Origin of the sequence: Synechococcus sp. Lug-A (assembly GCF_024345655.1) — a bacterium.
Lineage (GTDB): Bacteria > Cyanobacteriota > Cyanobacteriia > PCC-6307 > Cyanobiaceae > MW101C3.
Map to the genome: position 1 here is coordinate 1 of NZ_JAGQBN010000008.1, position 13,599 is coordinate 13,599.

At 63.1% G+C, this 13,599-nt stretch carries 12 protein-coding genes, 2 rRNA genes and 1 pseudogene; 5 read left to right on the forward strand and 10 right to left on the reverse strand.

Features of this window, described 5'->3' with window-relative positions:
- The 4 genes from KBY86_RS07265 to KBY86_RS07280 all read left to right on the forward strand — a co-directional run.
- Positions 1 to 1,635 (forward strand): 23S ribosomal RNA (locus KBY86_RS07265); the annotation flags it as partial.
- A 162-nt stretch (positions 1,636 to 1,797) separates the two neighbouring features.
- A 5S ribosomal RNA gene (gene rrf, locus KBY86_RS07270) occupies positions 1,798 to 1,914 on the forward strand.
- Between the two features lie 297 nt (positions 1,915 to 2,211).
- Entirely contained in the window at positions 2,212 to 3,204 is a 993-nt protein-coding gene (locus KBY86_RS07275; protein WP_255140690.1) for a YihY/virulence factor BrkB family protein, read from the forward strand.
- A 256-nt stretch (positions 3,205 to 3,460) separates the two neighbouring features.
- A complete protein-coding gene (locus KBY86_RS07280; RefSeq protein WP_255140691.1) occupies positions 3,461 to 3,946 on the forward strand; it encodes a zinc ribbon domain-containing protein in 486 nt (161 codons plus the stop codon).
- A 674-nt stretch (positions 3,947 to 4,620) separates the two neighbouring features.
- Here KBY86_RS07280 and KBY86_RS07285 read toward each other — a convergent pair.
- The 7 genes and pseudogenes from KBY86_RS07285 to KBY86_RS07315 form a co-directional block, all read right to left on the reverse strand.
- Positions 4,621 to 5,732 (reverse strand): annotated as a pseudogene (locus KBY86_RS07285) (IS3 family transposase).
- A 208-nt stretch (positions 5,733 to 5,940) separates the two neighbouring features.
- Complete coding sequence (locus KBY86_RS07290) at positions 5,941 to 6,357, reverse strand: DUF2834 domain-containing protein (RefSeq protein WP_255100988.1); 417 nt, start codon at positions 6,355 to 6,357, stop codon at positions 5,941 to 5,943.
- Positions 6,354 to 6,668, reverse strand: coding sequence for an exodeoxyribonuclease VII small subunit (xseB, locus tag KBY86_RS07295; protein ID WP_255140692.1), 315 nt, complete (start codon positions 6,666 to 6,668; stop codon positions 6,354 to 6,356). Before xseB ends, KBY86_RS07290 begins: the two co-directional genes overlap by 4 nt.
- Positions 6,665 to 7,864: an exodeoxyribonuclease VII large subunit gene (gene xseA, locus KBY86_RS07300; RefSeq protein WP_255140693.1), complete on the reverse strand. Its 1,200-nt coding sequence runs from the start codon at positions 7,862 to 7,864 to the stop codon at positions 6,665 to 6,667. Before xseA ends, xseB begins: the two co-directional genes overlap by 4 nt.
- Positions 7,854 to 7,985: a hypothetical protein gene (locus tag KBY86_RS07305; protein ID WP_255140774.1), complete on the reverse strand. Its 132-nt coding sequence runs from the start codon at positions 7,983 to 7,985 to the stop codon at positions 7,854 to 7,856. Before KBY86_RS07305 ends, xseA begins: the two co-directional genes overlap by 11 nt.
- Positions 7,986 to 8,179: 194 nt before the next feature.
- On the reverse strand, positions 8,180 to 8,326 hold the full coding sequence (locus KBY86_RS07310) for a chlorophyll a/b-binding protein (RefSeq protein ID WP_094512408.1): 147 nt from the start codon (positions 8,324 to 8,326) through the stop codon (positions 8,180 to 8,182).
- The gene (locus KBY86_RS07315) at positions 8,319 to 8,822 is read right to left on the reverse strand and encodes a hypothetical protein (protein ID WP_255140694.1); all 504 of its coding nucleotides are present in this window, start codon (positions 8,820 to 8,822) and stop codon (positions 8,319 to 8,321) included. Before KBY86_RS07315 ends, KBY86_RS07310 begins: the two co-directional genes overlap by 8 nt.
- 18 nt (positions 8,823 to 8,840) lie before the next feature.
- Here KBY86_RS07315 and KBY86_RS07320 point away from each other — a divergent pair, with 18 nt between their 5' ends.
- The gene (locus tag KBY86_RS07320) at positions 8,841 to 9,599 is read left to right on the forward strand and encodes an HAD family hydrolase (RefSeq protein WP_233132922.1); all 759 of its coding nucleotides are present in this window, start codon (positions 8,841 to 8,843) and stop codon (positions 9,597 to 9,599) included.
- A gap of 65 nt (positions 9,600 to 9,664) precedes the next feature.
- Here KBY86_RS07320 and hrpB read toward each other — a convergent pair whose 3' ends face one another.
- The 3 genes from hrpB to KBY86_RS07335 all read right to left on the reverse strand — a co-directional run bounded on the left by hrpB (position 9,665) and on the right by KBY86_RS07335 (position 13,406).
- Complete coding sequence (gene hrpB, locus KBY86_RS07325; protein ID WP_255140695.1) at positions 9,665 to 12,250, reverse strand: ATP-dependent helicase HrpB; 2,586 nt, start codon at positions 12,248 to 12,250, stop codon at positions 9,665 to 9,667.
- Positions 12,251 to 12,581: 331 nt separating this feature from the next.
- On the reverse strand, positions 12,582 to 12,965 hold the full coding sequence (locus KBY86_RS07330) for a hypothetical protein (RefSeq protein WP_094512782.1): 384 nt from the start codon (positions 12,963 to 12,965) through the stop codon (positions 12,582 to 12,584).
- A gap of 138 nt (positions 12,966 to 13,103) precedes the next feature.
- Positions 13,104 to 13,406 carry a DUF2973 domain-containing protein gene (locus tag KBY86_RS07335; RefSeq protein ID WP_094512419.1) on the reverse strand — a complete coding sequence of 101 codons (303 nt, stop codon included), beginning with the start codon at positions 13,404 to 13,406 and terminating at the stop codon, positions 13,104 to 13,106.
- Positions 13,407 to 13,599: the final 193 nt, after the last annotated feature.

The window sequence follows — 13,599 nt, forward strand, 5'->3', positions numbered from 1 at the left end:
CGTGGACTGCATGGAAGTGAGAATGTCGGCTTGAGTAGCGAAAACATGGGTGAGAATCCCATGCCCCGAAACCCTAAGGGTTCCTCCGGCAGGCTCGTCCGCGGAGGGTTAGTCAGGACCTAAGGCGAGGCCGAAAGGCGTAGTCGATGGACAACAGGTCAACATTCCTGTACCTGTCATGTTTTGGGAAGGGGGACGGAGAAGGCTAGCCCAGCCAGATGTTGGTTACTGGTTCAAGCGTTCGAGGCGTTGAGGGGTGGTGAAAACATCCCGAGCTGAGGCGTGAGTACGAGCTGCTACGGCAGCGAAGTGGGTGATGTCAAGCTTCCAAGAAAAGCCCTATACCCGTTAAGGCATGACGGCCTGTACCCGAAACCGACACAGGTGGGGTGGTAGAGAATACCGAGGGGCGCGAGGTAACTCTCTCTAAGGAACTCGGCAAAATGGCCCCGTAACTTCGGGAGAAGGGGTGCCACCGCAAGGTGGTCGCAGTGAAGAGGCCCAGGCGACTGTTTACCAAAAACACAGGTCTCCGCTAAGTCGCAAGACGATGTATGGGGGCTGACGCCTGCCCAGTGCCGGAAGGTTAAGGAAGCTGGTCAGCGAAAGCGAAGCTGGCGACTGAAGCCCCGGTGAACGGCGGCCGTAACTATAACGGTCCTAAGGTAGCGAAATTCCTTGTCGGGTAAGTTCCGACCCGCACGAAAGGCGTAACGATCTGGGCGCTGTCTCGGAGAGAGGCTCGGCGAAATAGAATTGTCTGTGAAGATGCGGACTACGTGCACCCGGACAGAAAGACCCTATGAAGCTTTACTGTAGCTTGGTATTGTGCCCGGGCTCTGAATGCGCAGGATAGGTGGGAGACATTGATGCATGGCTTGCGGGTCATGCGGAGTCAACGGTGAGATACCACTCTTTCAGAGCTAGGGTTCTAACAGCCACCCGTTATCCGGGGGCTGGACAGTATCAGGTGGGCAGTTTGACTGGGGCGGTCGCCTCCTAAAAGGTAACGGAGGCGCGCAAAGGTTTGCTCAGGCTGGTTGGAAATCAGCCGACGAGTGTAAAAGCAGAAGCAAGCTTGACTGTGAGACCTACAAGTCGAACAGGGACGAAAGTCGGCTTTAGTGATCCGACGGTTCTGAGTGGAAGGGCCGTCGCTCAACGGATAAAAGTTACTCTAGGGATAACAGGCTGATCTCCCCCAAGAGTTCACATCGACGGGGAGGTTTGGCACCTCGATGTCGGCTCATCGCAACCTGGGGCTGAAGTCGGTCCCAAGGGTTGGGCTGTTCGCCCATTAAAGCGGTACGCGAGCTGGGTTCAGAACGTCGTGAGACAGTTCGGTCCATATCCGGTGCATGCGTAAGAACATTGAGAGGAGTTCTCCCTAGTACGAGAGGACCGGGAGGAACGCACCTCTGGTGTACCAGTTATCGTGCCAACGGTAAACGCTGGGTAGCCATGTGCGGAGAGGATAACCGCTGAAAGCATCTAAGTGGGAAGCCCACCTCAAGATGAGTGTTCTCATGGCTTAAGCCAGTAAGGTCACGGGAAGAACACCCGTTGATAGGCTCTACGTGGAAGCTTGGCAACAGGTGAAGCGGAGGAGTACTAATAGACCGAGGGCTTGACCAACACTTGGCTCCTTGCTGAGGAGACCAGGGATGCATTGTTTCCAGACGTCACCTTGAGATGACTCATTGCAGCAGGCTTGTGCTTGTCAGTAATGAGATAACTTCGATAGGATGACTAGCTTATGCAGTTCTCAGGGTTCACCTGAGGATGAAAAGTCTATTTCCTGGTGTTCATGGCACTGTGGCCCCACTCCGATCCATCTCGAACTCGGTTGTGAAACGCAGTAGCGGCGAAGATAGTTGGAGGGTAGCTTCCTGCAAAAATAGCTCAATGCCAGGATAAAACTTTTCATTCCTACCAAGTTTTGCATTGATCGAGCTTGTCATCTGATGATGATGAATCGAGAGAAGCAAAACACTGAAAGCCACCCGAAAGGGTGGCTTTTTTGTTGGTTGCGTGTTGGCTGGAGGATGAATTGCTGGTGGGGCAGATTCAAGACACATGCTGGGCACCATTTGTTCATGGGTTTCGCCTCTTCGCTCCCAGCAAGTGCTGCTGCAACAGGACTCTGTGAGGCGTGATCCAGCTGCCCATGCCAAGAACTGCGCTGTGCAGCCGCTGGTGTGTGCTTAAAGTATGCAGGCTGGCCGTGTTGATACTGTGCCGATCAGGCTTCCGCTGGCAGCAAAGAGGCTCGCTCTGACTGGTTGGAGGGCCTATCGCCTCTGGGATCGTTGCGACTGTATTGACCTCAGTGCGGCCTTTGCGTATCACACACTTCAATCCATATTCCCAGTGTTGCTGATCGTGCTCTCTACTGCGAGTGGCATTCTCGGTAGAGAGGATGGGCTTACTGAACAGATTATCAGTTGGTCTGCCCAGTTTTTCCCCGAGGCTTCTTTGCCACTGATTCGCACCACTCTGCTCAAGTTGCAATCTGCCAGGGCCAGTGCTGGTTGGTTTGGGTTGGGGATGTTGTTGCTCACCTCCAGCAACGCCTATCTCACACTGCAGCGTGGGGCTGATCGTCTCTGGGGCGATGACTCGGCCATCCCTTCCGTTGCCTCTCCCATTCAGCAACAGCAGCCCTGGTTCGCTGTGCGCCGCTTTGTATTGCAACGCCTCAAGGCGTTTGGGTTCGTGGGTTCAGTCGGTCTCCTGTTGGTGATTGATCAGCTCACCACTAACCTCCGATCAATGGGCACGCAGACGTGGCGTTCCATGTTTGATTCACACTTCTCCTGGTTGATCCAGGTCTTCCTTCCTGACCCGACCGTGTTGAATCTGGTGGGGTCGCTGCTCATATCCGTGTTGGTGGCACTTCTTCTTTTGCGCGTGTTGCCTTCAGGGGTGACGCCTTGGCGTCCCCTGCTGCCTGCTGCGTTGTTGATCGGGGTGGTGCAGTTGGTGTTGAACCTAGCGGTGGGCCGCAGTCTCGTTTCCCTAGGGACCCGCTTTCAGGCCTATGGCGTGATCAGTGGTGTGCTCGTGCTGACTCTTTGGGTCTGGTTGCAGGGTCTGATTTTTTATTACGGCATCGCATGGAGCGTCGTTCTGGGCCGGCGGCGCAGTGGGGGCGATCCACACCTCGATTCGGCCGATGGTCTTGCGCCATTCGCGCGAGGATAAGGGGAGCTAGGAGTAAACCCGTGGCCCGACCAGGTCTCTCCCTCCGACCACTCCCCGCCAGCCTTTTGCTGCTTGCTGCCGGTGTGGGCTCCATCGTTCTGATTGGCCTTCTCAGCCTTGCCTTGGTGCCTGTGCTGCTGGGGGCTGGCCTCCTGCTTTGCTTTTTGGTGGGCGTTGTGCTTTTCAGCTGGGCTGGTATTGAGGGGCTTGCGGCTCTGGAGAGGTGGATCGAAAGCGACCCTCGCTTTCAACGCTGATGGAGCGGCGGATTCCCTGGGTCTGGATTCTGTTGGGTGCTCTGCTGCTCTTGGCACCGGGACCTGCTGGACGGCTCATCCTTGATCTGTTGGGTGGACTCACCCTCATCATTGTGCTGCTGCCATTTTTGCTGGCCGGCGGTGGATGGGTGGCGTGGAGAATCATTAGCAGCCGCGTGCGCACTTGTCCCACCTGCGGACTCACCACCCTGTCGGCGGTGAACTGCCCGGCCTGTGGATCCCGACTTGATCTAGATGGACCACAGGCTCGTGGCGTCGATCAGCAAACACAGGCACCAATGGACGCCGGATTACGGCGAAATCCGTTTTCTGCCTCGTTGTTCAACCGCTCTCTTTTCATTCAGGTCGATGACGACCCTGGGAGGGACCAAGCGAGCCGCACTACTGGTTCAGAACGCGAGGCAACCGATGTGACCATTGACGTTGCTGCCAGGCCGATCAGTGACAACGAACCGCCGGAATGATCAAGCACCGATGACACTGTTTGTGTTGATCGTATCCAGAAGAGATTGAGGAGACCCCCAGGTGAGTACGGTCTCCCATCGCTAACGGCGACACCACATGAGTGGTAGTGAGTCAGCGGGACCCCTGGCCGTAAACATACAGACTCTGCTTCGGACATCTACACTTGATAGCGTTCGCGCCGCCTAACCATCCAACACTGTCGACATCGCCGATGTCCCCACTGATTGTCTCCGTGAACACCATTGAAGCTTGAACCCTGTTGTCAGCGGTTTTTTCAACCGCCGGCATCACTGTTCACCGACGCTCAAGCGGCTGAGACTGGTGACTCGCCTCTATCCGGCTGCTGAAAGATCAACCGAGCCGCGGGAGATTGGCCCAACGGAACCGAGCAGAGGCGCGGCCAGCAGGAACGGACCGGTCCTCTGTTCTCCTACGTCCCCAACCAAGGACCGAATCCCCAAGCGCCACCCCATGCGGCAGGCACAGGAGTTGGACCACTAGGTGCTCGACCGGCTGACTCCAAGCTTTTTCAGGCTGTACCCCGAGGGTGCCTGGCCCCCAATCCCTCCTGAGCAGTTGCTGATGGCCCTGTTGCTGCAGGGGATCTACGGCAATCGCACGGAGTGACGTGACCCCCTTTGCTGGTCCAGTTCCTCTGAGAGCTTGGGGGTAGTCAGGCCGCTCTCCACTGCTGGAGGACTTCCAGGGGCGTACGCCCCTGGAGCGCCGAATGCGGTCTGTAGGTGTTGTACTCGATTCGGTGCTGTTCAGCCAACAGCCTGGCTTCCGCCACCGTTGCGAACAGCTCGATATTCAGGAACTCATCCCGGAAGCGGCCGTTGAACGACTCCACGAATGGATTCTCCCAGGGCGAACCTGGCTCGATGTAAGCCGTACCCAAACCGCTGCCTGTGCACCACTCCTGCAGGGCATGAGCAATGAACTCAGGCCCATTGTCCATTCGCAGATAGGTGGGTGCCGGAAACAGCCTGAGCAGCTCCTCGATCGTGTCGATCACATCTACAGCCTTGCAGCGGCGGCCGACACGAATGGCCAGGCAGACCCGGCTGTATTCATCCAGCACGTTCAGGAACTTCAGCGTCCGTCCATCCATCGTCTGGTCAAACTGGAAGTCGATCGCCCAAACGTGGTGGGGGTATTCGGCCCGCAGGAGCTCTCAGGAGCCGCTGGCAGTGCGGGAACGCTTGCGCCGGCGCGGCAGGGGCCGCTGGAGGCCCTCCTCCCGCCAGATCCGTTGCACCCGCTTGTGGTTGACACTCCAGCCCTCCAGCCGCAGCCGGCGGTAGACCAGACGCCGGCCCCAGCGCACATGGCGCCGGGCCAGCTCACGGATCCGCCGGCGGAGCTTCTGCTCCTCGATCGCCGCCACCGGCATGGGCCGGCGCTGGGTGTTGCGGTTCTGGCCGGCCAGCCGGCAGGCCCGTCTCTGGGAGACCCGGAATTGATCCTGCAGAACCATCACGGCCCTGCGACGTCGTTCCGGGCTCAGAAGTTTCCCTCGGCCAGCTCCTTCAGCATCGCCTTGTCCAGCTCAGCGTCGGCCAGCAATCGCTTGAGACGAGTGTTCTCCTGCTCAAGCTCCTTGAGGCGCTTGGCTTCTGTGGCCTTCATGCCGCCGTAGAGCTGCTGCCAGCGGTGGTAGGTCGGGACCGACACCTCCAGGGCTCGACACACGTCGGCGACGGTCTGACCCTGGTTGAGGAGCTGCTCAGCGGTGCGCAGCTTGCGGATGATCTGATCGGGCGTGTGGCGCTTGCGTTTCATGGGGCTTCTCCTGGCCAAGTCTGGCCGGTAGGGAAGCTCTCATAAGGGCTGGCTCAGTTTTCGGGGTCCACGTCAGGAGCGGATGCACACAGATGCGCACAGGAATCGCCCGATTGGCCGATCGACCTCCCCACATGGCGCCGACAAACGACGCCGGTGGTGGTGCAAGCGCTACAGCAATCGGTTGAGCGGCAATTTCAGCGGGCTCCTATCCGCTGGCTGCGTTGGTATGGTCCAGCTCCTGCAACCGCCGTTCGCGAAGGAACAGGAACAAAGGAGCACCGCAGGCGAAGGCCAGCGTCACACAGCAGAGGAGGCAGATCGCGATGCCCTTCACCTGCAGCCGACGGGCTTCTGCCACCATCCAGATGGTTATGGCTGTAGCGCCAATGAAAAGATCACGCGAAAGAGACTGCGCCGCTGGATTGGCATTCGCCAGGCGGAGGAACAGACCCAGATCAAAGGCGCTGTTGCTGAGCTGGATGAACTCCAGATTGGCCAGCCAGGGCAGGACGGCTCCCGCCACCGCCAACGCCAGATAGAGCCACTGAAGTCGATGCGAACTGGCGGGCGCCCCTGTGATCGGAAGGAAAGTGGGCCGTTCTGACCGTTCCGGGATTGTCATGGCTGCGTCTCGATGAATGGGGCGGCAGTGGCTTGATCACTTGCGTTGACCTCAAGCTGCAAGACCTCTTGCTCCACCTGCTTCAGTACGGCTTCGCAACGGTGGCCGTAGGCCAGTGCCCGCTGATAGAGCTCCGCCATTCTTTCCACCTCAAGATCCTCCGACTGGAGCTGGGCCAGGGCCAGCTCCAGTGCCGTGAGGGCCTGGCTGTATGTGAGTTCGCCGATCTCCGCAGCCCAGGCGGGCGGAACGCCGGCAAGGGGGCCTGCTGCGCGGGCTTTGGCCTGTGGCTTGCTTTTGCGTAGGGTCATGAAGGGGGCAAGCTGACGAAAGACTCCACCATGGCTTCGCCGATGGGGCTGGTGTCGGTGACCTGAACGTCCGCTAGCCCATCAGTCCATTCCAGCTGAAGGTGCTGGCCGATGCCCACCTGTCTGAGCGAACGCACCAGCTGACCGTTCTCGCCACGGGCCAGACAGAAGCCCCGACGCAGCAGGCGTTGAGGCGAAAGGGCTTCGCGCAGATTCTCCAATTGCTGAAGCCGCTGGCGACGGTCCTGCAGGACCCGGGCGGGATGGCAACGGTCGCGCTGGGCCGCTAGGGCGAGCAGGTTCTGGCGCTGGCTCTGCAGGCGCCAGCGCAATTCGCCGCCCAGCTGGGACCTGAGCGAGCGCAGGCGCTGGAGGGCACTGGAGCGGTCCGGCAACAGGGCCACCAGCGCAGCGGTAGGTGTGGCGGCCCGATAGTCCGCCACCAGGTCAGCGATGGTGGTGTCGCTTTCATGGCCGAGCCCGGTGATGACGGGGAGCGGGCACGTTGCCAGAGCCTGGGCCAGTCGTTCACCATCGAAGACGGAGAGATCTTCACGGCTCCCCCCACCACGGGCCAGCACCAGCGCCTCAAGGCCGAGGGCGCCGGCGTGCCGGCCCGCAGCGGCAATGGCACGACAGATCTCGTCCTCCACGCCCCCCTGCACAGGGATCGGCAGGATCACGATCCGGGTGGCCGGCCATCGTTCCCGCGCGGTGCGAAGCATGTCCGCGAGCGCTGCGCTCGGCACGCTGGTGAGTAAGGCAATCGCCTCGGGGAGAGCGGGGAGGGGACGTTTGCGGGCGGCACTGAAGATCCCGGACGGTTCCAGCAGGTCGCGGACCCGCTCAAAACGACGCAGCACACTGCTGAGGCTTGGCCGAACGTCGAGAACCTGTACACAGAGAGTGGCCCGCGCCGGCCAGAAATTCAGCTTCCCCACCACCGTGACGCCGTCCCCATCGCCGGGGCGAAAGCTGAGACGCGGCAACTGGGAAGCCCACACCACACCGGCAATGGAGGCCTCTTCGTCCATCAGCGTGAGCCAGAGGTGACCCTTCTTGAGCTGAGGCCGGGACACCGTGGCTTCGATCAGGAAGCGTGGCGCGAAGCCCCGCTCGATCAAAGTGCCGATCGCCACGTTGAGTTCGGCGACGCTGAAGCGGGGGAGAACACCGGTGGCGGAGTCAGCGTTCAAGACGGCCGTAGCAGAAACCCCAGTAGAGACTCACGGCGGCGGCCACCAGGAAAATGGATCGGCCGCTGGGGTGATCAAAACGGACCAATCCCGCGGCGCACACCACGAGGGCTGTGCTCAACAGGCGAGATCCATCGCGTCGGTTCTTGACGTAGAACGGAGCCATGCGAGCAACGTCGGCACGGAAGGCCCAGTCTTGCCGATCAGCAGTCGTCGTGGTGGACCAGTGGACAGGCCCACTGTGAAACGTCAAAGGAATAGGCCCCACCACTCCTGAAGAAGCGGCGAGGCCAATGGGACGCTGCAGGCAGGAAATCAGCCCAGGCCGATCTGGGAGAGAATTCCCTGGCCGGTCAGCACTTCGGTGGTCAGGCCGATCACGAAGCCCAGCATGGCCAGGCGGCCATTCCAGGTTTCCGCGAAGTTGACGAAGCCGAAGCGGGGGGAGGTGGAGTCAGCCATGACGCAAGCTCAATGACAGATCAAATCGTAACGAAAGATGGGGATGGCTTGACAGTTGCTCGTCTGTCGTTGGGAGGTTCGGGAATCCGTTCTGGTGATGCTTGCTCCACCGTGTTTCCGAGGGTTCTACCAACTGCCAACGACCAACCGGCAAACAGCCAGCAGTTATTGAGCCAGCAGACAGCCACAGACAACTGCGGCAGAGGCCGCCGACCAGCACTTCGCGAGCCAACCCGCCGCAGTTCAGCCCTCCGCAACCCAGCGCTCGGCAATCCACCCCTTTGCGATCGTTCACTCCGCACGCTTCAGCGATCAACGCTCCACCCGTCAACGCCCCACCGATCAACATCCCATCGTTTACCCCGCCATCGATAACCACCCCTTCAACCAGCACGCCGGCGGCCAACACTTCGGTGAACATCTCACCAACGACCACCGCGCCATTGGCCATCCCGCCGCTGATGTCCGCGCCATCAGTCGCTGCGCGACCGACCATCCGGCCACGGCCCAGCTGGTGGCTCGACTGCCGCGGGAGCCGCAGCTCGTGCTCGTCACCGATCTCGACGGCACGCTGCTGGAGGGCAGTCCGGCGGCCAAAGGCGCCTTCTACGCCTGGCTGGAGCAGCGCCGCGACCGGGTGCTGCACGTCTTCAGCACCGGCAGGGATCTGGCCTCCGTGGGTCGCTTGCTGCTCCAGGAGACCATCCAGCGGCCACCAGCTCCCCATCTGGTGATCAGTGACGTGGGCGCCACCGTGGCCTGTGGCACCAGCCTGGCGCTACTGCCGGGTCTGGTGGATCCGATCGATCGCCGCTGGCAGGGCTGCGCGGAACGGCTGGCCCCTCTGCTGCGGAACCAGCCCGGGCTCAGCCCCCAGCCGGTGAGCGCCCACCGCCGCCTCGCCTACGACGTGGATCTTGGCAAGCTCGACCCGGGCCTGCCGTCCCGCCTGAGCGACTTGGGGGTGGATTGCCTCATCTCCGCCGACCGCTACCTGGATGTGCTGCCGGCGGGAGTCAACAAGGGCTCGACACTGCAGGCACTGGTGGAGTGGCTGGAGCTGGATCCGAACACAGTGATCACCGCCGGCGACAGCCTCAACGATCTGGCCATGTTCGAGACCGGCCTCAAGGGCGTGATGGTGGGCAATGCAGAACCCGCCCTGCGCCAGGAGCTGCCCCGGCTGCAGCGCACCTATGCGGCGCGCGCTCCTGGCTGTGAGGGTATAGCGGAGGGGTTGAGGCATTTCGGCTTTGCCCACCTGTTCGACTGACACTTCGGGCCAGCCCTTCGACGTCGGCTCGTCGCTGCCACATCTTCGCCGCCGTCATGTTGCGGTCATTTCCGGGCAGCGGGCTTGGCGCGGCTCGTGGGCAGGGCCTGGCGGGGATCCTCCGGCCAGGGATGGCGCGGATAGCGGCCCCGAAGCTCGGCGCGCACCTGCCGGTAGCTGCTGCCCCAGAAGCCGTCGAGGTCCTGGGTGATCTGGACCGGGCGGCCCGCGGGGGAGAGCAGGTGCAGGGTTACGTTCAGGCGCCCCTGGAGCAGCGCCGGCGTGCGGCTGCAACCGAACATCTCCTGCAGCCGCACGGCCAGCACGGGGGGAGAGTGGCCGTAGTCGATCGGTACCAGCCGTCCGGATGGCACCAGCAGCTTGGCAGGCAGGAGCTGGTCCAGGTCGCGGCGGCAATCCCAGGGGATCCCCGACCAGAGCGCTTCCTGTAGATCGAGCGCCTGCAACTCCTGCAGGGAACGCCGGCCGGCGAGTTGATCGCCGAGCCAGGCGCCGAAATCACCCCCCAGGGCCGCCTCGCTCCGGTCGGGCCAGGGTGGCCCCAGCTCCCGATGGGCCAGGCAGAGGCGTTGCTGCAACTGCCGGCTGCCGGCGCTCCAGGGCAGGGCGATGAGGCCGTGCTCCCGCAGGCCCGCCATCAGGGCGTCCTGCACCTGATCGAGCGGGGCGTCCTGCCAGGGCCGCCGGCTCAGCACCAGGGCCCCCAGTCGGTGCTCCCGCACGGCCACCACCCGTTGCTCCTGGCCATCCCAGCGAACCGTTGCCACGCTGCTGCCTTCAAGCTGGGCCAACTGCTCCAGGCTGGCCCTCGCCAGGGGGAGGGCCAGCAGAATCCGCGCCTCGCTGCCTCCGGCGTCGGCCCGGGCGATGGCCAGGACCTCGGCGCCCGCCAACGGATCGCCGGGATGGAGCCGGGCGCCGCGACCGTTACGCATCAGAAAGCGGCCCCCGGCTTCCTGACGGGCCAGGGCCACCTGCTCCGGGTAGGCCAAGCCGATCAGCTCGGCCGCCTGCTGGGCTTCAGAGCCACCCGTGCTGGCTCTGAAGCCGCTGGTCGCCAACGGTTGGGCCACGCGCCACCCGCCCGCCTGCCGCTGCAGCTGTGCCAGCTGTTGGAGCAGGAGCTGACGGCGAGGGTCAGCGCCTCCTTGCCTCAACCAGTCGAGCCGCCGCAGCAGATCCGAGCCGGCTTCCTGTAGCCCGAGCGGATCGCGGGCCTCCAGCAGCACCGCCAGCTCGCAGGCCAACGGCAGCAGGTTGCGCTGCTTGGCGATCAGCAGCATGTGGGCGAGCCGGGGATGCAGGCCTAGCTGGGCCATGGCACGGCCATGGGCCGTGATGCGGCCGTGGACGTCCGTGGCTCCGAGCTGGCCCAGCAGGTCGATCGCCGCCAGCAATGGCTGCTGTGGGGGGGGATCCAGCCAGGGCAACGACCCCCCGGCTCCAGCGCCCCACTGCGCCAGTTGCAGGGCCACCGGCAGGGGATCCCGCTCCAGCAGCTCCGGCAGATCGAACGGAGGACGCCGCTGCTGCTCTGCCGGCGACCAGAGCCGCAGACAGCGGCCCGGGCCCAGTCGTCCGGCCCTGCCCTGACGCTGGATGGCTGAGGCCTGGCTCGCTGGCTGCGTGACCAGCCCATCCATGCCGGTGCCGTGATCGAAGCGGCTGCGACGGCTGAGGCCGCTGTCGATCACCAGACGCACCCCCGCGATCGTGAGCGAGCTCTCGGCGATGGCGCTGGCGAGCACTACCTTGCCCGCCTCGCTGCGTGCCTCCCGCATGGCCGCCGACTGCGCTCCCAGCGGCAAGCCACCGTGCAGGGGGGCAAGTTCCAGCTCCGCCCCCCAGCCAGTGGCCTGGATCGCCCGTTGGCATTGGAGGATTTCCCGCTGCCCGGGCAGAAACACCAGCACGGTTTCGCCTGTGCCGCGGGCTTCCAGCCAATGCTGCTCAAGCCCGCGCACCACCTGCTGCTCCAGGGTCTCCTGCGGCCTCGGGGGCTGGTACGCCAGTTGCACCGGGAAGCTTTTCCCTTCACTGCGGATCACTGCGGCCTCCGGCAGCTGGCGGGCCAGCGGGGTGAGATCCAGCGTGGCCGACATCACCAGCAGTCGCAGCTCCGGCGCCAGCAGTGGCCGGGATTCCAGTAGTAACGCCAGGGCGAGATCCGTGTCCGCTCGGCGCTCGTGAAACTCGTCGAAGATCACACACGACACGCCCGTGAGTGCGGGATCTCCTTGCAGCCGCCGCAGGAACAGCCCATCGGTCAGCACTTCAATCCGGGTGGCTGCCGAACAGCGCTGCTCAAGCCGCACCCGATAGCCCACCGTGCCGCCCACCGCTTCATCGAGGCTGGCGGCGAGCCGCTGTGCGGCGGCCTTGGCCGCCAGACGCCGGGGCTCCAGCATCAGAACGGTGTGGGGTTCAGCCTGGGGCAGTTGCTCCTGCAGGCGGCGCAGTAGCGCCAGCGGGACACGTGTGGTCTTGCCTGCTCCGGGGGGGGCGTGCAGCAGCACTGTGGATCCGGCCGGCTCAAGCCGCTCCAGGATGTCCGGCAGAACCGCCTCAATCGGCAGGGGGGCCTTGGACGGGCCAGAGGCCGGAGGGAAGCTACGACCGAGCGGTTGCATGCCGGATCTCAGCGGCAGTCCGACGATGGTCCCCGGCAACGCAGGCGGGGGGTCAGCCGGAGGTCGCTGCGGGATCAGCCGAGCAGCTTCAGGATCAGAGCCAGCAGGGCGGTGCTGAGCAGCCCGAGGGATGCCAGCAGTCTCACCAGGGGTCCGATGGACAGGGCCAGCGAGGACATAAAGAAAAACGGAAGAAACCGATGCGTCCGTTTTAGCGCCCCTCTGGACCACAGGTGGTGGTCTTAGCCACGTTTCTTTGCCTGTTGATCAGGGGTAGCGCCGCTGCCACGCCGATCGTCAGCAGCTTGCGCACGGCACCGCCGGCCGCCTTTCAACGCACGTGACGGGCGCCATCCACCGGGTGATACGCCTCGCCGGTGGTTTCTTCGTAGACGACTGCCGGCAAGCCGGTTTCAAACATCGTCTGCAGGGCTTCCTTCAGGTAGGGGTTCCAGCCCCCGGTTGTGACCTTGCCGTGCCGCACGGTCCAGTCCCAGGTGCCCTGCAGGTCGCGGGGGATCCTGCCCTCCCGATCGCGGCGTGCCACGAGATCCTGGGATTCCACCAGGCCCACCAGGATCGGATCCTTGCCGTAGGAGGGCGTGAGGCTCAGCTCCAGGCGGATCGGATCCTCCTTCGTGAGCTGGAGGCGAAACCGGGGAGGAAGTTTGAGGCTGCGCAGAACGGCTGCCACGATTCGAGTTCTCTGATCCAACTGTCGGCCTCCGCCGTGATTCGGTTCTACGTTCTGGTTGTACCAGCCCATGGGACCGCAGCAGGCTGATCCGGTGCGCATGTGCGCAAGCCAAGGCTCCGCTCAGAGCGGGTAGCAGTTCATGGCGCCTTGGCTGGGCTAAGGGGTTTCCGGAGGAAGAACCGTTTCCTCCGCACCATCACTGAAGCGCACTGTCAACAGATCCTCCTGGGTAAGGCTGCCGTCGGCGTCGAGTAACTCCGGGTGGATGGTGAGACGGCCGGTGCGGTCAGTGCTCTCCGGCTGAGCACTGACCGGGGCGAAGGGGCTGGGAAACGGGAGATCGGCGGGTCGGGAGACCGCTGTGAATCCCTTGGCCATCACCCGGAACGCCTGCCACAGCAGGCCAAGCAGGCAGGCGCCGTAGAGGAGGGGAAACAGGCGGGCGAGAAAGGGGTCCATCGGTGATGGGCAAGCTGCCGTGGCCGTGGAAGGCCATGGCCCATCATCGCCTGCTTGAAGACCCGGGTGCCATGCTCCAGGCCCAGAGGGTGCTGCAGGCGGCGCCAAAGGCGAGAAACACCAGCAGAACGCTGCTTGTGTCCATATTCATTCATAAAAGTTCTTCAACCCTAGGGGCGGAGCGTCTTGCGTG

Coding starts and splice junctions, on each gene's coding strand:
- KBY86_RS07290 (WP_255100988.1), bottom strand. CDS start 6,357: ATGACAATCCCGGAACGGTCAGAACGGCCCACTTTCCTTCCGATCACA.
- KBY86_RS07275 (WP_255140690.1), top strand. CDS start 2,212: ATGCAGGCTGGCCGTGTTGATACTGTGCCGATCAGGCTTCCGCTGGCA.
- KBY86_RS07310 (WP_094512408.1), bottom strand. CDS start 8,326: ATGGCTGACTCCACCTCCCCCCGCTTCGGCTTCGTCAACTTCGCGGAA.
- hrpB (WP_255140695.1), bottom strand. CDS start 12,250: ATGCAACCGCTCGGTCGTAGCTTCCCTCCGGCCTCTGGCCCGTCCAAG.
- KBY86_RS07280 (WP_255140691.1), top strand. CDS start 3,461: ATGGAGCGGCGGATTCCCTGGGTCTGGATTCTGTTGGGTGCTCTGCTG.
- KBY86_RS07335 (WP_094512419.1), bottom strand. CDS start 13,406: ATGGACCCCTTTCTCGCCCGCCTGTTTCCCCTCCTCTACGGCGCCTGC.
- KBY86_RS07315 (WP_255140694.1), bottom strand. CDS start 8,822: ATGGTCGGTCGCGCAGCGACTGATGGCGCGGACATCAGCGGCGGGATG.
- xseB (WP_255140692.1), bottom strand. CDS start 6,668: ATGACCCTACGCAAAAGCAAGCCACAGGCCAAAGCCCGCGCAGCAGGC.